Source organism: Nonomuraea mangrovi, from assembly GCF_042681425.1.
Classification (GTDB): Bacteria; Actinomycetota; Actinomycetes; order Streptosporangiales; family Streptosporangiaceae; genus Nonomuraea; species Nonomuraea mangrovi.
Genome location: NZ_JBHUFV010000039.1, coordinates 44,833 through 63,367 on the forward strand (window position 1 = coordinate 44,833; position 18,535 = coordinate 63,367).

The window sequence follows — 18,535 nt, forward strand, 5'->3', positions numbered from 1 at the left end:
GAGGAGAGTGCAACTTGGATACCTGGGACGGTGCGCTCATCCGGTCTCAGGTGCCGACGAGTCTGGTGGGGATCGCTCGTCAGGGCAGGCTTGCTCGCGACTACGGCAACGGTCCAAAGGCTGTCGGGCTCTCCGAAGTGGACGAGACAGCCTTGGCACTCATCGATCTTGCGGCAGAGCGTCGAAAGAATCTCGCGCTTGTGTACCCAGCACCTGCTGGGGAGGTCTCAGTTCTACTAGCGGCACAGCTTCTCCTGCAGCGATTTCAGCGGCACGAACCTTTGCCGGCGATTGGCATCGTGACCGCGGACACTACCCGTGCTGCACATACCTGGGAGCGGCTCAGCATCACGACTCATGGCGAGCACGTGAAGTTATCGGAGGTGTTCGCCTGTTTCCGTGCGGGGCCGAACGGCGAGGCCCCGCACGGCGGGCGACGTGTCCGCGGGTTGATCGTAGGGGAACGATCTGTCGGCTGGGATGTCGACGGTCTCATCGAAGATCACCTTGCCGGTGCGGTGCAGGGCGGCCTCAAGGTTCCGTCTGTCGAGCTCTACGCGGATCCTCTCGACCCGCGTCTTGAGTCAGCGGCAACTCGAGGCGTACTCGTCTGGGGCTGGCCCGAGTCCGAGCTCACCCACGGGCAGCCTCGAACTCCCATCTTCGAAGATCAGACTCCCTTCTCTGTCGCGCATGAGCGCCTCCGCACGCTCGCGGAGGGCGTGTCCGTGGCGGTGGAAATTTCACGTCATGATGACGCGGAGGCAGCTATCAGGCGTGCTCGAGAGGACCTACGGGTTCTTCGTGAACTCGCGGGTCCCCATCCGACCCGGAACATCAGGAAGGGGCTGAGTGTTGCGTGGCATCATCTGTCCACGCTCACGGCATTGCCCTGCCGACCTTTGGATTTCGACCGATTCGCGAGTCTGCCTCCGATAGGGGCACGGAAGACGAGCGCCTTCGCCGCCGAGATCGTGGCTTGGGCTCGTACTCTCGAAGGCGATCTCTCCGAGATCGCGGCGCTATTAGCTGGCGATCTCGACGAGCTCCGGGCAGTTCTGGATCTAGGCCACCCATTCCTCCACTCGCTCACAAAGATTGCCGAACAGGGCCCTGAAAGCGTTGCCATAGTCAAGACGCGTACGGCAGCTCGCGCCCTTGCCTTCAGTCTTTGCGGGGACCCAAACGCGAGGGATCTGAAGGTAGGCAGCCTGTCCATCGTCGGGATGAGCAAACTTCACAGGTCTGGGAGCTACGACAACGCGATCATCGTGGGAGTGCCGGCCAAGTGGGACTGGCACCGCGTAGATTCCGGGCTCGCGCGGAGCGTTCGGGTGCTCGTTCTGGGCCGGGAGGATGGCCGAGTGTGCGGCAAGGTTGGCCGGGCTCTGAAACGTTACCGTGAACACTGGGGAAGTCCTGCGGTTCGAGGCGAGACATGGCGTGCTCTCCTCCGCTGTGAACCGCCACCAGCGCCGCACTGCAGGTCCAGACCAGACAGGTTGGTCGTCCTGGACGATAGAGAGCAGTTCGTTCAGGACAGTGACCCGTTCGACGCTCTGGGCTCCCTGTCCCAATTTGAACCGCTACGGATAGGCGAGGAAGGCATCGAAGAGAGTTTGGCGGTACCGAACGAGCAAGGAGGCTGGATTGCTGAGGTTCCTGCTCTCCGCGTGGAGACCGACCTCGGCAGCATCATGCTGGAGGTCGGCAGACACGTCGAAGTCCGAGACGGTAGGACCGTAACGGAGCGCCAACCTGAGCGGCTCGTCCCCGGGATGCGTTTGCTCATCGGTCGCAAAGCGGGTCGGCTCGGCCTCCTCGAAGCGCTGGAAGAACGCCTTCATAGCCGGCGACCAGATCTCGTTGTTGGCCGTCTTCTGATTGATGACCTCCATCAGCGGATCCGTGCCAGACTCCGGGAGACGGATCTCACCTGTCTAGCGTTGCACGAGAGGCTGGAGAGACTTGGCTGCGACAAGGGGATCGCAGCCGTCCGAGGTTGGGTCTCCGGCGCCTCTACCCTCGCCCCCCGTGACCTGTCTGATCTCTGCCACTTGAACAACGTCCTAGATCTGGAATTGAGCGAAACCCGTCTCAAGGAGCTCTTCGCAGCGGTACGGCGTTGGCGAGGTTTCCGGCGGTCAGCTGGACGAGCGCTCGCCGAAGCCGCCCGCGCCTCGACAGTGCCCCCTGATCACGCCCGGACGGATGGTTACACCGGTCTCTCCATCGCCGACTTGAGAGAGGCCGTGATCGAGGCAAACGTCATCCGGGTCGCTTCTCCTCCCATTCCCACGCCGCTCGCTGAAATCGGCCATTTGGAGACGTCATGACATATATCTTGCAGAACAAGGATGGCGAGAAGTTCGTTCGCTGGCTCCTGGACCGAGTAATACATGACGCTCGGGGGGATAACCGAGACTCTCTTGAGGTTGCTCCTGAAGGGCGGTTCTGGCTGGGACGACTCGCTCCTGAGGCTCGAGTAGAGAAGAGCAAACTCGGCAAACGCACTGCACGCATTGAGCCCTGCGAGGCGGGGTTTCGCCTACGGCTCAGCGAACTCGACGGACGCCTGATCAAATGCCGTGCGCAGGCCGTCGCCTGGAGAAAAGTCGAGACCGAGCGTAAGGATCCAAACGCGGAGCGCTGGCATAAGTCGGATCCGGTGGCAGTTGAGCTTGATCTTCAAACGCCACGTACTCTCGATGAGATACAGAGCGCTGGTCGAAAAGAGTTCGAGGTCGGCTTCAGCCGCGTGGGCGCGAGTGGCCTGGCATGTGAGATACGGGCGGAGCTTGAGCGCGGGAAGCAGGGGCCAGAGTTGGTCATCACCTTAGTGAACGTTTCTCCGGAGGCACTTGAGGGCTGGGACACGACTGTCTATGAAGCCCAATTGGAAGCTAGCGTCGGTCCCACAGAGAGGTTCGTGCTGGACGACCTCGACGACTCTTTTCGCTACGATAGAACTGTCGCAGCGTACGGGGTGAACACCGGGGTCGAGGATGACTCGGGCATGGTGTTCCGAACCACTGATGTCGCATCCTATGACCAGCCACGACCCGAATTCTGGGACCACGATTTCGCCGGAGCCCCGCCGGGTCTCGACTTCGCAACGCTTGCTGAGGATCCGATTCCAGCTATGCGCCGCCTGGTCGCCGCACTGGAACGCTGGGGAGACCGCTTCTGGTCCGAAGAGACGCTTGAGCAAAGAGCTGTCCAGGAGAACTGGAGCACCAGCATGAAGGCATTCGCCTTCGCTGAATCCAAGGAGTTCTCTACGGAACTAGACAGAATCAGACAGGGATTGCACCTTCTGGAGAACGATTCGAATTTGCTCCGGGCCTTCAAATTGGCCAACCGCTCGTTCTGCGAGTCCCCGGTGGTCAAGCACACCGGGTGGCGTACCTTCCAGATCGGCTTTTTTCTTTGCAACATTGCCTCTCTTGCTCCCAGCACAGCCGAGCGCGAACGCGAGTTCGTCGACACCCTCTGGTTTCCCACTGGAGGCGGTAAGACCGAAACGTACCTGCTTTTCGTGCTCGTCGCCGCCTTCCATGACCGCCTCCGAGGCAAGACCCAGGGCATCACGTCATGGGCGCGGTTTCCCCTGCGGATGCTGTCGCTTCAGCAGACCCAGCGCTTCGTGGACGTCCTTGCAGCCGCGGAACTTGTCCGTCGCCGTGAGGACATCCCCGGTCATAAGTTCTCTGTCGGCTTCCTTGTTGGAAAGCAAGGGACCCCTAATAAGATCCCTCCCATAGCCAGACCTGGAGACCCAAACCCAGCCGACCCATCCATGCCGGGCCGTTATCGGGTTCTACTGAGGTGTCCTTTCTGCGGGTCTGAGCAGCTGGAGATGGAATTCGACACGATTCAATGGATCCTGAATCATCGGTGCAGGAACGCTGGTTGTGTCTGGGGAGACCAGCCACTGCCGTTCAGGATCGTGGATGACGAGATCTACCGCACCCTCCCTACCGTCGTGCTCGGTACTCTGGACAAAGCCGCAAGCGTCTCTTGGTCAGCCCAGATGCGGGGAGTTTACGGGGCACCGTACGGAACTTGCCCTGACAAACACGGCTTCACCTACGCGCCCCGGTCCGGCACGGAGGGTTGCCTCTACCCCGGGTGCAACAAAGAGCCCCGTCCACTGTCGCAAGATGAAAAGCTATTCGCTCCAACGATCCGTATGCAGGACGAGCTCCACCTACTCAGAGACAGTCTTGGAGCCGTCGATTCCCACTATGAGGCACTCCTCGACGGCCTGCAGGCGCGCTTTGGCGAAAACCCGAAGATCATCACTTCATCAGCGACACTGGTCGGTCACGAACGCCAGACGGAGATGCTTTACCGCAGGACCGGCCGGACCTTCCCCCTGCCCGGTCCACGAGCTGGCCATTCATTCTGGCTCCAGCACAGCGACGCTCTGGCCCGTTGCTTTGCCGGGTTGGCTCCTCGCGGCGTTACCTTGGAGTACGCCACCGACCAGCTCTGCGAGTCCCTCCAGGAAGCTGTTCGCAGGGCCGTTGAGCACCCTGAACAGGTCGCCGAGGAACTCTCCCTCGATCCTGAGCGTCTTCCCGCGCTGATCAGTGTCTACGGCACCGACGTCGTCTATGGCACGACGCTGAAGGACGTCGAGGCCGCTGCACGATCGTTCGAGTCCCAGATCCGGATCAGTCCGGTTCGAGCAGCCACGCTGACCGGACGAACGCCCCTAGAGGACGTCCGGGAAGTCCTCGCCTGCCTGAATGACCCTGAGAACGACTTCTACGAACGGATTCACCTGATCGCCGCATCATCGATGCTTTCTCATGGCGTGGACATCGAACGGCTGAATGTCATGGTCATGTTGGGACTGCCGCTCTCTACAGCGGAATTCATCCAAACCACATCTCGGGTGGGCCGGCAGTACCCGGGACTAGTGATCGTTCTTCACAAGATCGGCAGGGAGCGGGACGCAGCCGTCTTTCGGTCCTTCCCGTCCTTCGCCCGTCATGCCGAACGGTTGATCGACCCGGTTCCCATCACCGCCAAGAGCAGACGAGTTCTGGAACTTACCTTCGCTGGCCTCATCATGGGCAGAATATTGGGCGTCCATGAGCCGGCCGCACTCGCCGCTGGGCTCAAGCAGCTCACCACGGCAGGGTTCACCAAAAGGGCCTTCGCCCAGCTTCCGGTACTTGAGGAGGAAGAACTCAAGGAACTCATCGAGATGCTCGGTTTCACAGGAGCCCTTGACAGTCATCTCCGGCAAGACTTGCGTAACTACGCCAGGGAATTCTTCCGAGCGCTCAACGATCCAGCGGTGAATGTGAACTTTACGAATGAACTGCTCTCACCTCGTCCCCCGATGAGCTCGCTTCGCGACGTTGAGAAACAAGCCCCGGTCTATTCCAAAGGAGGACAGCAGTGAGAGTCGAACGGGGCGCGTCACAGATCCTCTTCGGGCTCCTTCCCGGACAAACTGTGGACCTTGAGGGGCGTATCTGGAAGGTCGCCAAATGGTCCGATCCTATCGTCGTTACTATCGACCAAGAGACCGTCAGATCGGTCCTCCTCCAGGCAGCCTTTCCTTGGACCCAAAACGACAAGGACGATGGCCTGGCCCAACAGCTCCGTACAAGGACGCCGATCGAGATTGTAAAGCTCAACGAGGACAGAGGCGTCCTGGTCGAGCCGTTCCCGAAGCAATGGCGCTGTAAAACGTGCAACCGCGTCACCCAGCAGGCTCCAGGCGACCGCTGCAAATGCAGCGCGATCAAGAACTGGGCGCAAATGCAATTCGTTGCCTTTCACGGCTGTGGGGCCTCGAAGGAGCCGTACATCAGGCGCTGCCCCCAGCACAACGCTGTCGCGGTCCGTTTGCCCGGCACTGAGTCCGCGAGAGAGCTCTTCTTCTACTGCCCTGAGTGCCCAAAATTTCAGCAGTACGGATTTCCCTTCCAGCGGTGCGAGTGCACGTCTGACGACAACAAGAATGCCCAGATGAGCATCAACGTCCACCGAGCAGGACAGGTGTTCTCACCTCAGTTCGCCGTCGTAGTAAATCCTCCTGATCCCGCGGACGCAGCTCGAGCTCGCGCGACGGGAGGGGGCGCAAAAGCACTGGAATGGGTGCTCAACGGCATGCAGGAGTCCAACCCGACCGCAGGCCGCCAGACGCCGGCAGAACTCATAGCAGCGCTCAGGCAGGGGTTCCCGGGCTTGTCCGATGAGACCTTGAACGACATGGTCCAGCGGGCCGTCGACAGTGGTGAAATGGCTGCCTCAGATACCCCGCCACTAGATCTCCCACAAGCTGTCCTTGAGCTGGCGCAGGAAGAGGCGCTCAATCTGTCCTCCGCGGTCCTTACAGGACGGGTCCGAATCAGGGAAATGGTGGATGCCGCTGGCCCGCCGCTGAGAAGCTTGTATGAAGGCAGGTACCTTGACGCAGTCGCCGAAGCCCGGCTGGCCAGCGTGGATCTTCTGACCAATTTCCCAGTCGCGACGTTGGCCTACGGCTTCACGCGGGGCGACAGCACGCCGGGCGAGTCCCGGCTCGTCACTTTCAAGGAACGCGGCCGCACCAGGGCTTATGCGTCGCTAGCCAGGACTGAGGCTCTGCTTTTCCAGCTGGACCCCGTCGCCATCCATCGTTATCTCTTCGCCGCCCGATGCCACCTGCTGACTCCGTCCGGCGATGCACGGAACGCTCGGATCGACATCCTGCGAAACGTCACTATGCCGACCCCTGTCCAGGAGGACCCACAACAGCTCGGCCGTGAGCTCCTCACAGTCCTTCATTCCTACGCCCACCGCACGATCAGAAAATTGTCCACCTTCGCTGGAATCGAGCGTGACTCGCTCGCGGAATACCTCCTGCCCCACCATCTGTCATTCGTTGTCTACGCTGTGGCAAGAGGTGACTTCGTCCTTGGCGGCCTCCAGGCGTGTTTCGAGACGAACCTCCATCGAGTCCTGGAGGAAATTGCGGAAGGCGAGTCGCGATGCCCACTGGATCCAGGCTGTCGCAGCGGAGGTGGTGCGTGCATGGCCTGTCTTCACCTCGGCGAACCTTCTTGCCGCTGGTTCAACCGCTTCCTCGACCGATCAGCTCTGTTCGGTCGATCCGGCTTGCTGAGTCTGTAGTAGTAACGTGGATGACACTGAATTGGTGGGCGGCGCGCTTTTCGAGGCACGCAACCCCATGGCTGCTGCAGCGATCCTAGCCGAGGCGCTCAATGGTCAGTGGATTACACGAGCCGAAATGCGCGCCGTGGGTCTGGACCCAGATCTCTTTGAGATCATTCGTCGACGGCTGAGTGATGATCCTCTCCGCATCGAACGCGCCTGTCTCACAGGTGCGGCTTGGGCGCGAGGGCTACAGGCTGCCCAACAGGTGGATCCCTGGGAGCTCGTCGCGACACTTCCCGGCCATGTCAGTCTCCCGCAAGGTCTGAGACGGACTACTGGCGAAACCTTGGTGCAGTTGATCACTGCGGCACAGGTACATGTGAAGGCGGTTGCCCCCTACATGACTCGGGGCGGTCTCGATCATCTGGGCCCGGGGTTCGCAGCCGCAACGAAACGCGGCGTCGAAATTGAAATCATGATTCCCAGCGGGGCCTCGCTCACCTCAACTACTCTTGCTGAGATGCTAGAGATCATAAAGGATGAGGGCGACCATAGGAGACTTCGAATCGTCAGCTTCCATAGCAATGCGCCGTGGGCCCACCTTAAGGTTCTCGCCGTGGATTCGATTGCGGCCTACGTCGGTAGCGCGAATTTCACCGCATCCGGAATAGGAGGGCGGAATTTGGAGATGGGAGTTCTCGTGAGAGGTGCGCAAGTCGCCGCGATCGAACAGGTCCTGGAGACATTTAAACAGCCTGTCTGACGATCTGGTCGTACTGTCTGACTAACCCAACGGCAAAGGCTGCAGGGAGAGGATGCTGAAGTACTTTCCTCCTCTAGTTCGGCGAAGGAGGTGGCCTGTGATCATGTGTTGGCAAGATAGGTCTCATAAAGGCGGATGCCCTGTTGGCCGCGCTAGGCACGATTCTCACTTGGCAGCCTGGCGCGCGTCGATAATCAAGTGGAGTAGTCAACTGTATCACTTTTGCGCGTTTCGTGGATTTTGCTGCTGCTGAAACATGTCTAAGGAGAGTCAGGCTGCCGCGACCCTGGCTCTGTCGACGCGGAATAATAGGGCCTAGTCTGCCGCGCCAGAAGTCTTGCTGCTGAACTTGCCTGTACAATACCAATCACTTGCCGCGAGTGCCTCGTACATCGCACCCTTCCAACTGTTCACGTTCTTATCATGGGCGCTCTCAGCTACTTTGAGAAGGTGCGAGCGAAGGCCCAACTCGCCCAGCGCCTCAAACATCCCTTCATGGAGTTTTTGTACACTGAACAGCTCCGAGTTCGCTTGGAAGGAATATAACTCTCCAAGGCGAAAAGTTTGGAAATGGTAGTGTGCCCGCGAAGTTAGGTCGCTTGACCACCCAGAAGGCGCTTCGACCGCATAGCTTGTAATGGTGGGGATGCTCGACGTGATGTGGCATCGCAGCCACCGGTCCTGAGCGACGTCCTCAAAGTATGGATTTAGGGTTTGGTCTCCCGCGGTAGCGGGAAACTTGTCGAGCTTGATTTTATTGCAGTCGGTACAAGCTGGAACGAGATTGAGTGGGGCAACCGAGAGAGCAGGAAAGCCGCGACGCGGCAGATGATGGTCTAGTGTTGACACTTCCCGTATGCCACACAGCGGACATATGCCATTGGGTGCACCAAGCTTTATTTCATCATAAATCCTACGGCCTGATGATCCTCTGTCTGCCATTCTCTGCTTATATAGGCCTTCTGAAAGGTCACGCGTCGTGACTTCTAGGGTGACTCCCAGACCTCTTTCCTCTGGCCGGAACTCTCTAGCAACGAGGATATGTAACGAGCGCTGGCTTGCCGACTCTTCATACTTCTGTACAGCCTTCTCGATCGGCTCGATAGCGCTCAGATATTTGCTCTTGACGTTATCGCCACTGATCATCTCAAGGCAGGACATGTAGGCGAGTCTTGAGGAGATTCTTGGATGGGGAAGTGGCCACATTAGTGCGCGCCCGCCTGTGCTTTGACGGCCAACAGAATCCGGAGAATCCCTTGTGCCTCTGCACCCAGCCGGCCCTCAAACCGTGCCATCGCATCTTCGAAAGTGTTCACCTCTGCAGCTACACGACGAAGCTCTGCGTGATATCCCGCCTGAGTGACTTCAAGGCCAAATACTTCGTGAATCAATACGCCCACGTTCTCCCCAAAAGTTTCGATCTGAGGACGATCGGCGACTGATTGATTCCCACTTCTTCGCAGTTTCCAAACACAGTATCGAGGGACCTCCTGAAGAACGACAGGCGAGTGCGTCGCTATAATCGCAACGCCATTCCGATCGGTTAGGAGTTCAGATAGCGCTCGTATGAATGCTGCAAGTAGGGGTGGATGCAGGTGAGACTCGGGTTCGTCGAAGAGGACGAGCGATCGCTCGCGAATCTCTTCGACAAGTCGCGTCATTGTAAGTAGGACTATCTTGTGCCCGGAGCTCGCTTGGCGAAACAGGTGGGAGAGGTCGGAATCGATTGATCCTGTGGCGATATCGCTAGCGTCTCCTCCGGCAGCTTCCGCTCGGACTGCTTGCAGCACGCTCAGGTCCCGAAAAATCGGGTCGGTTTCAAGGGCGCGAATAGCCCTCATCCATCTGGCGCGCAACGCCGTACTGCGCATACACGATTCGACGCTATTCAGAAAGTCGTCGGACAGCTGATCGATGCCCTTTGGGCTTCTATCATCAGTGGCGATATCGCCGAGGCCTATGTATGATACGGGGACTTTCTGCTTTTCGAATGAAAACAGAGTGTCGGTATCGTCCACCTCCCTGCTGGCAACTGCAGATAGAAAGGGGTCGAAGGCGCTGAAGCTTATGAACACTACGTTCGAGAAAGGAGGGTGATCTTCCTCGCCGTCAGAATCTCGGTCGACAAAGCGACCTGGGTCCTCCTGGCCCGTATCCGGTGTCAATGCGGCTGACATGCTCTTTAACAGAGTGGTTTTCCCGACTCCATTGCCACCAATCAGGATGTGCATGTTCGTCGATGGCTGACTTTCCGCCTTAACATGGAAAGACAAGCTTAGAGCGGCGCTAGGACTTGACTCCGCGGCCATCTTAAGATAGCGGAATTGGTAGTCTGTCAGTCGAGCCCCGCCGCGAGCGATCCGGCGAAATTGGACTTCAGCCGTTGATCTAGGAACGGTTCGGAACAGCGACTTGGTTGTGACTTCGTGGTCTATAGCATCGGAGAAAATTTCTCCGTCAAGCGCAATGTCGCGCAGAGACGAAAGGACGTGCTCCCGAAGTTGAAGCGTGGCCAACTTCTCGTAATAAGTGTCATCTTGCCCTAGAGAGAAGAACTCGGGCCCCAAACGGTCGAACCTCTCCGGAATGGGAGGATGTCCGTGGCTGAGAGAGGACGAGCCGATTTTGACTTGTCCAATCTCGTGCATAATCTGAGAACGGTCGCGAAAGTGGAGAGTGAAGAGTGTCCTGAACCCGTGATCGTCCCAGGAGTCCGGTATAAGAATAAGTGCTTCGTCAGTATCGCTGGGAGGTCGTTGTTGGCTGGTAAGGACGATAAAGGGCACTCGAACATGGCGCACTGTTGTGGTTGGGACTAGCTCTGAACCCGTTCGTGTTTGAGATAGACGAGCGATCTCGAATCGGCCGAACACGTCGACAAGACGATCAATCGTGTTTTGGGCAGCTCGGCTCCGTGCCGGCACCAGGCCAAAAGTCGGGGCCCAGGAAGGGGTGTCCGTGTCTCGCTGCACAATCAGAATCGGCTTCTGTTTTTGTGTTGCGACTCTCCGGGCAGCCCCTTGCATGGCGTCATGCTGGTCGTGCCGCTCGATGAGGAGAACCAGGAGGCTGGCGTTCTTGGCGCGATCGGACTGGGTGGCTCGGACCTTGAGGTTGGCCGCCTTGCCGATGTAGGTGACGTAGATGAGTTCAGCGTCAAGTCCGGTGAATTCTGCGAGCATCTGCTCCAGTTCGCGATACTTGACGTTGCTCGTAGAAGAGTGGTCGGCCGACTCGAGGATCTGGCTGAGTTGCTGCAGGCGTTCCTCGACTGTCATGGTGGTTAGACTAGCGGTAGAGATCGGTCGTCGATAGTCCTAAGTCGAGTGTCGCTGATACGAAGTTCCAGTGGCGAGACGGGACTACGAACGTGCCATGTGTTCGATGTGTGCCTTGAGTGCCAAGGCGAACGGCTCCTGGTAACGAAGTCGACTCTTCATCAGTCGATTGTAGAAGCCTGTGCTGGCTTTGAGACTCAGTGGTACTGCAGCTTCTGCGTCTACGACATCTAGTAGGTGTTGGTATGGGTGCCTCTCGGGCCAAAGGCTCAGGTCAAGGACCCAGCGTTCACCGGATTTGCCCCACGCTGCTGTGGGCCATCGTGCGGCTTGAGGCAAAGGGGACGATCGGTCCAAAGATGGCGTCCCTGGGTTGGTCAGACGGTGGCCCACCCATGCGGAGACTCCTACAGTCACAGCATTCCCAACTAGCTTCCAGCGAAGGCTCGCGCGTCCCCGTTGCTGTGCAGGCTCGGTCCATCCTCGGGGAAAGCCCTGCAAGGCCTCCGCGTCTTCTATTGTGGGTGTCACGATGGCTCGTCCGGGAGGTGCGTCACGGACCCAAATCGCTGGGGCTGACGGAATGCCAAGTCCGGAGCCTCCCTTTAGCGTTGGAATGGCATCTTGCGCCCAACCCAAGCCGGTGTTGCCCTCAGTCCAATAGAAGCCAAAAGCATTGTCTCGGTAGAAGTCTTCTTGTGGTTCCCCGGCATCATCTGCGAATAGCACCCCGCACGGATCGTCGCTTCGGGAGGCCACTAGAATGACGCGCTGGCGTCGCTGAGGCACACCTGTGAACCGTGAGTCGACCAATCGATAGGCCCACGTATACCCCAAGCGCTCAAATTGAGAGATGAGATATTCCATCGCCGTACCACGGTCAAGCACTAGCATGTTGCGAACGTTCTCTATCAGCACCCATTGCGGTGAAGACCGCTCTAGCAATTCGAAGAGATGTTTGATCATGCCAGATGCTGCGCCGTGGATACCAGCGGTGCGGCCAGCCTGTGATAGGTCCGTGCATGGAAAGCCAGCTGTCACAATATCGGCCGCTGGCAGCTTCTCCAGTGTCTGGATGTCGTCGTGTAGCGCAATTTTTGGATAATGATGCTGCAGAACGGCCTGTGCTGGTTCCCACCACTCGCACAGCAGCTGCGTATTCATGCCTGCTGCATGGAGGCCGTACTCTAGTCCTCCGATGCCTGCGAACAAGCCGGCAACAGTCAGTCCCTTGAAGGGGGCGGTGGTCCCAAGCATGGGGGGAATCATTGCATGTCGGCCTGTCAATGACGAATCCCATCTAGCTTTTGTGCCTTGCACTCAGATGCTTCGTGCAAGCTGCTGGCAGTCGCTAGTGGTCGTGTCTTCGCGCTGGTCAAGTGGCTGATGTGGTCTGGGCAAGCCAGGTGTACAAGGTGACTCTACCGCAACCTCCGCTGAAGATTCGCCCGTTTGTTCGATGACGGAGGCGCTACCGTGGGGCCGCTGGCCGCAAGCGGTGCTGGCGGCATGGAGGGACACACGCCAACCGCAGCTGACGGTAGGCCGGGGCTGAGGTACGAGGCCCCGGACTTTCGATCGCCCCTAGCCCTGTGCGAAGACTAGCCACAGCGCGATCGCAACCTGGAGTGGTACGGAGGCTGTCGATGGCTCAGCCATAACGGGTATGTGCGCTGAGCGTAGCTGGCGATGGTCCGGAAACCTGCGCCAGATTGGCGAAAGCAAGCTGCGGTTCTGTTGGCTTTCGGGCGCGGCGGGCGGTGCGTGCCCGGACCGGCCGAAGAGCCGCAGCCGGGCACGCTTGCCGACCGCCGCGCCCGGCGGACCGCGCAGCGGTCCGCCCTTGATGACGTGCAGATAAGTTGCTTTCACCGGGGGTCGTTGATCGGTTTGATCTTGCTGGGATACGGCGTCGCGCTGCTCCAGACGCGCTCGAAGCTGGTCAGGTAGACGGCTGCTGTTCCGTTCTCCTCGCCGGTCTGGAGATGGGTGACCGGGGCTTGGGCGGCCGTGATCCCGTACGCGTGGGTGTTGACGAGGATCTGGTCGTCGGCTCGGTACATGGAGTTGTAGAGGACCGTGCTGTGCAGACGAACCTCCACGCCAGGGGCGTCCTGGAGGGGTCGGTAGAGCGCGAGGGCGTTCCTGATTCTGGCTGCCATGACGTCCGAGCCGATGTGCTCGTCTACCCCTCGGGCTGCCACCTCCGGACTGCCGGGGTTGCCCAGGAGCACACGCACCTTCACCCCTGCGCGGGCCCGCTGAGCCATAGCCAGCATGACGCCGGTGTCCTCCGCGAGGAACAACCCGCTGTAGGCCAGGATGTCGATCTCTCGGGCCGCATTGGCAAAGTGCTGTTGCCACACCGCCTGCGGTACGGCGTGCCGGTGCGGATACACCGCTTGAATCTCGCTGGAGATCGTTCGGCGGTACCCGGCCACCTCGGGCCAGAGGTCGGCTTCGTCGACCTTGAGAACATCGGCCACGGCCCACCGGTGTCGGGGGTAGGGAACGCGGCCTTGCAGCCACCGCTCAACCGTCTTGGGGTCCACAGCCAGGCGCGCTGCAAGATCGGTCGCGTGGAGTCTGGCATTGGCGAGCGCGTAACGCAGGTGCTGGTTCATCCGGTCCGCTCCTCAAGCAAAACCGCCTGTTGCCAGGGACGCTAACACGAGACGTCCCTAGACGTCCCAGAGTTGCGGTGTAGAGGTTCCTAACCTCCGGAGACCCTCGATGGGCAAGCCTCACCACGTCGAAGGGACAGTCCCGATGGTGAACACCCGCCCCGACCAGCTCGCTTACCAGGAGCGGCTGCTGACCGCCCTGCGAGACGAGTTGCGCGCCCGTACGATCCCGGCGGTCCTCGTCATCGCCGAAGACGGACGCCCCGGCCTGGACGTCGTCGACAGCCGCTTCCGGACCCGCCGCGTCTTCGTCCACCTCCCGTTCTGCTGGTTCTACTGGGGGGACCAGCAGGACGAGCGGGTGACCTGCCTGCGCCTTTTCGCCGCCGTCGAGCGCCTGGCCGAAGTCGTCGCGGACGGCTGGAACGAGGGCGAGCAAGGAGAGATCGGCGTCGACCTCAGCAAGATCGTCAACGCTCACCGTTCTTGACGCCGTGACCATGCGCGAATCGCGGTGGCTGACCGGCTGGCGGGTCTACTGCCAGATCGCCGATGTGCTCCGGGAGCGCATCGCCGCGGGTGAGTACCCGACGGGCACGCTGCCGTCTGAGGCGGATTTGTGCACCGAGTTCGGCGTCGCCCGCAACACTGCTCGGCGCGGCCTGGCCGTCCTGGAGGACGAGGGCCTGATCGTGACCATCCCGGCCAAGGGGCGCGTGCTGTCGGGCACCCTGGCCGCGCCGTACCGCTATCAAGCGATCGCCGCCGACCTGCGCGGCCAGATCACCACCGGGGGCCTCGCGCCCGGCGCTGCCGTACCGAGTGAGAGCGAGTTACGGCAGCGCTACGACGCCTCGCGCAACACCGTGCGGCAGGCGCTCGTCGTGCTGGAACGAGAGGGCCTTGTCGTCGCTCACCCGGGCAAGGGGCGGTTCGTCTGCGAGGGGTAAGTCTGGGACGTCCCGGGACGTCCCAACTCGCCCTCTAGCTTCCCCTCCGGGCCCCTTGCCTATCGTGAACAGCATGAGACATGTTGCCTGGGCGCGAGGCTTGGCCAACCACCTGTTGGAGCGTCAGCTGCCTCGCCGCTGGGAGCACTCGCGCGGGGTCGGCACACGAGGCGAAGAGATCGCCCCCATCCTCGGCGAGGATGCCGAACTCCTGGCCATGTCCGCCTGGCTGCACGACATCGGCTACACCCCCGACCTCGTCGACACCGGGTTCCACCCGATCGACGGCGCCCGCTACCTGCGCGACGTTCACGGCGCCGACGAACTGCTGTGCAAGCTGGTCGCCCACCACACCTGCGCCGCCATCGAGGCCGGCGACCGGGGCCTGCTCGACATCCTGGAGCGCGAGTTCCCGATGGAGCGTCCCGACCTGGTCGAGGCCCTCACCTTCTGCGACATGACCACCAGCCCCGACGGCGTCCAGGTGAAGGTGGAGGACCGGCTGGCCGAGATCCGCAGCCGCTACGGCCCCGAGCACCTGGTCACCGGCACCATCCAGAAGGCCACCCCATGCATCATGTCCGCCGTCCGCACGGTGCGGGAACGGCTCGACTCAGCCGATGTACGGCTTGCCTTCGCCGGCTAGGTAGCGCTCGATCCTCAGCCGCATTGACCGGTCCATCGTCAACGTGGCCACTTCTCCGCGGGGCACCCACCGAACCTCACGGGATTCGTCACTCGGCGTCGGCTCCCCGCCGACCGCCCGCGCGGTGAGCACGAGCGAGAACTCCTGCCGCGCCTCGCCGTTGGAGGTGTAGAGGATCACGTGGCGCGGGTCGCTGTAGGTACCGACCAGCCCGGTGATCTCACACGTGATCCCGGTCTCCTCGACGGTCTCCCGTATGGCTGCGGCGGGGATCGACTCGCCCAGGTCGATGGCCCCGCCTGGGACGGCCCAGTTGTCGTTGTCGGAGCGCCGGATCATCAGAACCTCCCCCGCCTCGTTGGTGACCACGACGTTCACCGATGGGACGAGGCTGTTCGGCTTGGGCGCGGCGGGATCGTCGTAGAAGTCGATGCGGCGGCCCATGCTCAGGAGCCTACCGGGACGGCTCCGGCCCATACCCGCTCGAAGCTGTCGAGGTAGGTGTTGACCATGTCGCCCCCCTGCACCCGGCGCAGATGGAAGACGGGCGCGTTCCCGGCGGGCGTGCCGTACACATGGGTGTTGACGAGGAACTGATCGTCGGCGCGATAGATCGAGTTGTAGAGCACCGTCCGATGCAGCCGGATCTCCACGTTCTCCCGCCCGCGCAACGGCCGGTAGAGGACAAGGACGTTGCGAATCTTGGCGGCCATACCACCGTCGATGCCCTCGTCCTCGCCACGCTGGGCGACCTCGGCACAGTCAGGGTCGCCCAGCAGAATACGGACCCGCACACCCGCGCCGGCCTTTTCGCCGAGCATCCGAACCATGCCCGCGTCGTCGGCGAGAAACAGTCCGCTGTAGACCAGGACTCCGATCTCCTCGGACGCCTCGGCGAACAGACGTCCCCACGCGTCCCGGGGCACGGCCCAACGATGCGGGTAAACGCGGACGACCTCACTTTCGGACGCCGACGCCACCTGCTCCCGCGTGAGCGCCTCCGGCCACAGGTAGGTCTCGTCCGTGCCCAGGTAGGAAGCCACCGCATACCGGTGTTTTCGGTACGGCTCGCGCCCCTTGGTGATCCACCGCTCGACCGTCTTGGGATCGACTCGGATCGCATCGGCCAGATCCGCGATGCTCACTCCACGTTCCAGCAGTGCCGCGCGTAGCCGTTCGTTCGCCATCTCACCTGCTCCGGGAGGACGTCCGGGGACCTCGACATCGTAAGCCGGACGTCTTGAACATGTCCCGTCCTGTAGTGATCTCGTCCTCACACTCCGTCGCATTCTCGGTTCGCAAGCAAGAACGGCGACCGAGAGGAGAGGTGATCACATGACAAACGAGATCTACCCGGCCCCCGCGTGCGAGTGCGGCGCGGTCCTGGACGAGGGACAGACCCGCTGTCTCAAGTGCCTGGCGCGTGACCGCTGGGCCAGGAAGCAGGCGGGCAAGCGCTCGCGTCGCGGCCAGACCCGCCGTCCTCCGCGCAGCCCGCACAAGAGCTCCAAGGCTGGGGTGATCTGGTCATGATCGCGCTCGCTGTCGCCGCGGTTCTCGGCCTCGCCGTCCTGGTCGGCTTCGTGATGATCGTGGTGAGCATTCACCGCGCCGACAGGGCTATGAGCGCAAGCCTTCGCGACCGGATGGCTACCGGATACGTGGGGCGGGGCGTGTCGTGGACGTAGATAGCTGCTCCTCGACCTGCGCGAGCCGTACCGACAACTCCTGTACGGCGGAGCGCAGGTCGGCGACCTCGCCCGCGAGATCCCCGGCCGGGGCTGCCTCGTCGACATCACGGACGAACACGCCCTTGCCCTGCTGGCCGATCACCAGGCCCTCGTTGCGCAGAATGCCGACCGCCATCTTCACCACCGACAGCGACGCGTCGTATCGCTCGGCGAGCTGGGCGGTGGAGGGCAACGGGCTGCCGGGCGCGAGGGAGCCGCCGCGGATCTGCGAGCGCAGATCGTCAGCGATCTGGAGGTAGCCGGGCCGCCCGGTGTGCTTGACCATCGCACCAATCTCACCACACCAAGTCACCCACGCCAACATTGACAACTGAGCCAACTAGGTTAACTATGTTGGCTAGGACGAATAAGGAGGTCAGACCCTATGCGTACCGTCCCGATCCCAGTGGACACCACCAAGCTCGCCATCACCTGCGTCAAGGCTCCTCAGCCGCGCGTTCTCAACCGCGACACCGGCGAGATCAAGACCGACAAGAACGGCAACACCGTCTACGAGGTCACCGTCTCGGTCGAGGACGAGTTCGGCCGCATCGAACTCGTGAAGATCGGCACCACCGGCGAACCACCCATCACGACCGGCGACCAGGTCACCGCCGTCGGCCTGCTCGGCTACGTCTGGGAGATCGCCGGCCGGTGGGGCATCGCCTACCGCGCCTCGGCCCTGCTCCCAGCTCGGGAGGCCGCCAATGCCTGACCCGCTGCTCCTGCTCACAGTCCTGGCCGCTGCGGCGGCCGGGCTGTGGGCCTGGCGCCGCTACCACTACCCGTCCTTCTGGCTCGCGATCGGTTTCCCACTGATGGCCCTGTCCGTCTGGGCGTCCTGGCGGCGGGTGGCGCTGGGCTGCGGGCTGACCAAGAAGCGGCAACGCTGGTGGTTCACCCTCACCCCCGGCGCGGTCGCCTCCACCGGCCTGGTCAAAGTACGGCGACGCTTCCAGCGCGTCGCCGTCGACACCAAACCATTCATGTGGCTCCCACTGCCCACCCGGTACGGCTGGCGCGTCACGCTGTGGACGCTGGAGGGGCAGATCCCCTGCGACTACGCCGACGCCGCCGAACGCCTCGCCCACTCCTGGGGCGTCCACGCGGTCCGCGTCTCCTCGCCCCGGCCCGGCCGCGTCGTGCTCATGGCGACCATGCGTGACCCGCTCGTCAAGGTCGACCACCTGCCGCCCTCGCCCGACCTGCTCAAAGTCACCGTGGGACGGCTGGAGACCGGCAAGCCCTGGGTGGTCGACTTCCGGATCGTCCCGCACTGGCTGAATGCCGGGGCGACCCAGTCCGGCAAGTCCAACCTCGCCAACGCGCTGATCGTCGGCCTGTCCCCACAACCGGTCGCCCTAGGGCCTGTACGGAGTTCAGATCTTCAGGCGGTTCGGAGGCTCCGGATCCACAAGATGG

At 61.5% G+C, this 18,535-nt stretch carries 17 protein-coding genes; 10 read left to right on the forward strand and 7 right to left on the reverse strand.

Annotated elements, in window-relative coordinates:
• The first annotated feature begins 14 nt into the window (after positions 1-14).
• Genes ACFSKW_RS27075 through ACFSKW_RS27090 form a run of 4 tightly spaced genes read left to right on the forward strand, consistent with a single transcriptional unit; the run spans position 15 to position 7,885 of the window.
• A complete protein-coding gene (locus ACFSKW_RS27075; protein ID WP_379575259.1) occupies positions 15-2,336 on the forward strand; it encodes a DISARM anti-phage system protein DrmE domain-containing protein in 2,322 nt (773 codons plus the stop codon).
• The gene (locus tag ACFSKW_RS27080) at positions 2,333-5,419 is read left to right on the forward strand and encodes a helicase-related protein (RefSeq protein WP_379575260.1); all 3,087 of its coding nucleotides are present in this window, start codon (positions 2,333-2,335) and stop codon (positions 5,417-5,419) included. The genes ACFSKW_RS27075 and ACFSKW_RS27080 overlap by 4 nt, the downstream gene beginning before the upstream one ends.
• Positions 5,416-7,137, forward strand: a complete 1,722-nt coding sequence (locus ACFSKW_RS27085) for a hypothetical protein (protein ID WP_379575261.1) — start codon at positions 5,416-5,418, stop codon at positions 7,135-7,137. The genes ACFSKW_RS27080 and ACFSKW_RS27085 overlap by 4 nt, the downstream gene beginning before the upstream one ends.
• 7 nt (positions 7,138-7,144) lie before the next feature.
• Positions 7,145-7,885 carry a phospholipase D-like domain-containing protein gene (locus ACFSKW_RS27090; RefSeq protein ID WP_379575262.1) on the forward strand — a complete coding sequence of 247 codons (741 nt, stop codon included), beginning with the start codon at positions 7,145-7,147 and terminating at the stop codon, positions 7,883-7,885.
• A gap of 315 nt (positions 7,886-8,200) precedes the next feature.
• Here the strand turns inward: ACFSKW_RS27090 and ACFSKW_RS27095 are convergent, their stop codons facing one another.
• The 4 genes from ACFSKW_RS27095 to ACFSKW_RS27110 form a co-directional block, all read right to left on the reverse strand.
• Positions 8,201-9,046, reverse strand: a complete 846-nt coding sequence (locus tag ACFSKW_RS27095) for an HNH endonuclease (RefSeq protein WP_379575263.1) — start codon at positions 9,044-9,046, stop codon at positions 8,201-8,203.
• Between the two features lie 44 nt (positions 9,047-9,090).
• On the reverse strand, positions 9,091-11,163 hold the full coding sequence (locus ACFSKW_RS27100) for an ATP-dependent nuclease (protein WP_379575264.1): 2,073 nt from the start codon (positions 11,161-11,163) through the stop codon (positions 9,091-9,093).
• 84 nt (positions 11,164-11,247) lie between these two features.
• Entirely contained in the window at positions 11,248-12,432 is a 1,185-nt protein-coding gene (locus ACFSKW_RS27105; protein WP_379575265.1) for a DNA cytosine methyltransferase, read from the reverse strand.
• Between the two features lie 599 nt (positions 12,433-13,031).
• On the reverse strand, positions 13,032-13,787 hold the full coding sequence (locus tag ACFSKW_RS27110) for an XRE family transcriptional regulator (protein WP_379575266.1): 756 nt from the start codon (positions 13,785-13,787) through the stop codon (positions 13,032-13,034).
• 145 nt (positions 13,788-13,932) lie between these two features.
• Between ACFSKW_RS27110 and ACFSKW_RS27115 the strand changes: the two genes are divergently transcribed.
• The 3 genes from ACFSKW_RS27115 to ACFSKW_RS27125 all read left to right on the forward strand — a co-directional run bounded on the left by ACFSKW_RS27115 (position 13,933) and on the right by ACFSKW_RS27125 (position 15,383).
• Positions 13,933-14,277, forward strand: a complete 345-nt coding sequence (locus tag ACFSKW_RS27115) for a hypothetical protein (RefSeq protein WP_379575268.1) — start codon at positions 13,933-13,935, stop codon at positions 14,275-14,277.
• A gap of 10 nt (positions 14,278-14,287) precedes the next feature.
• Positions 14,288-14,737 (forward strand): GntR family transcriptional regulator, encoded by a 450-nt coding sequence (locus ACFSKW_RS27120; RefSeq protein ID WP_379575269.1) that lies wholly within the window; start codon positions 14,288-14,290, stop codon positions 14,735-14,737.
• Positions 14,738-14,810: 73 nt separating this feature from the next.
• A complete protein-coding gene (locus tag ACFSKW_RS27125) occupies positions 14,811-15,383 on the forward strand; it encodes an HD domain-containing protein (protein ID WP_379575270.1) in 573 nt (190 codons plus the stop codon).
• Here ACFSKW_RS27125 and ACFSKW_RS27130 read toward each other — a convergent pair.
• Positions 15,351-15,827 carry an NUDIX hydrolase gene (locus ACFSKW_RS27130; protein WP_379575272.1) on the reverse strand — a complete coding sequence of 159 codons (477 nt, stop codon included), beginning with the start codon at positions 15,825-15,827 and terminating at the stop codon, positions 15,351-15,353. The two genes, ACFSKW_RS27125 and ACFSKW_RS27130, sit on opposite strands and share 33 nt — an antisense overlap.
• Positions 15,828-15,829: 2 nt before the next feature.
• Positions 15,830-16,570, reverse strand: coding sequence for a helix-turn-helix domain-containing protein (locus tag ACFSKW_RS27135; protein WP_379575273.1), 741 nt, complete (start codon positions 16,568-16,570; stop codon positions 15,830-15,832).
• Between the two features lie 148 nt (positions 16,571-16,718).
• Here ACFSKW_RS27135 and ACFSKW_RS27140 point away from each other — a divergent pair, with 148 nt between their 5' ends.
• Complete coding sequence (locus ACFSKW_RS27140; RefSeq protein WP_379575274.1) at positions 16,719-16,916, forward strand: hypothetical protein; 198 nt, start codon at positions 16,719-16,721, stop codon at positions 16,914-16,916.
• Between the two features lie 117 nt (positions 16,917-17,033).
• On the opposite strand, the gene ACFSKW_RS27145 is transcribed toward ACFSKW_RS27140, so the two are convergent.
• Entirely contained in the window at positions 17,034-17,399 is a 366-nt protein-coding gene (locus ACFSKW_RS27145) for a GntR family transcriptional regulator (RefSeq protein WP_379575275.1), read from the reverse strand.
• Between the two features lie 99 nt (positions 17,400-17,498).
• Between ACFSKW_RS27145 and ACFSKW_RS27150 the strand changes: the two genes are divergently transcribed.
• Positions 17,499-17,828: an SCO3933 family regulatory protein gene (locus tag ACFSKW_RS27150; protein ID WP_379575276.1), complete on the forward strand. Its 330-nt coding sequence runs from the start codon at positions 17,499-17,501 to the stop codon at positions 17,826-17,828.
• Positions 17,821-18,535 (forward strand): FtsK/SpoIIIE domain-containing protein (locus ACFSKW_RS27155; protein ID WP_379575278.1); only part of this gene is annotated, 715 nt, incomplete at its 3' end. The genes ACFSKW_RS27150 and ACFSKW_RS27155, both read left to right, overlap by 8 nt.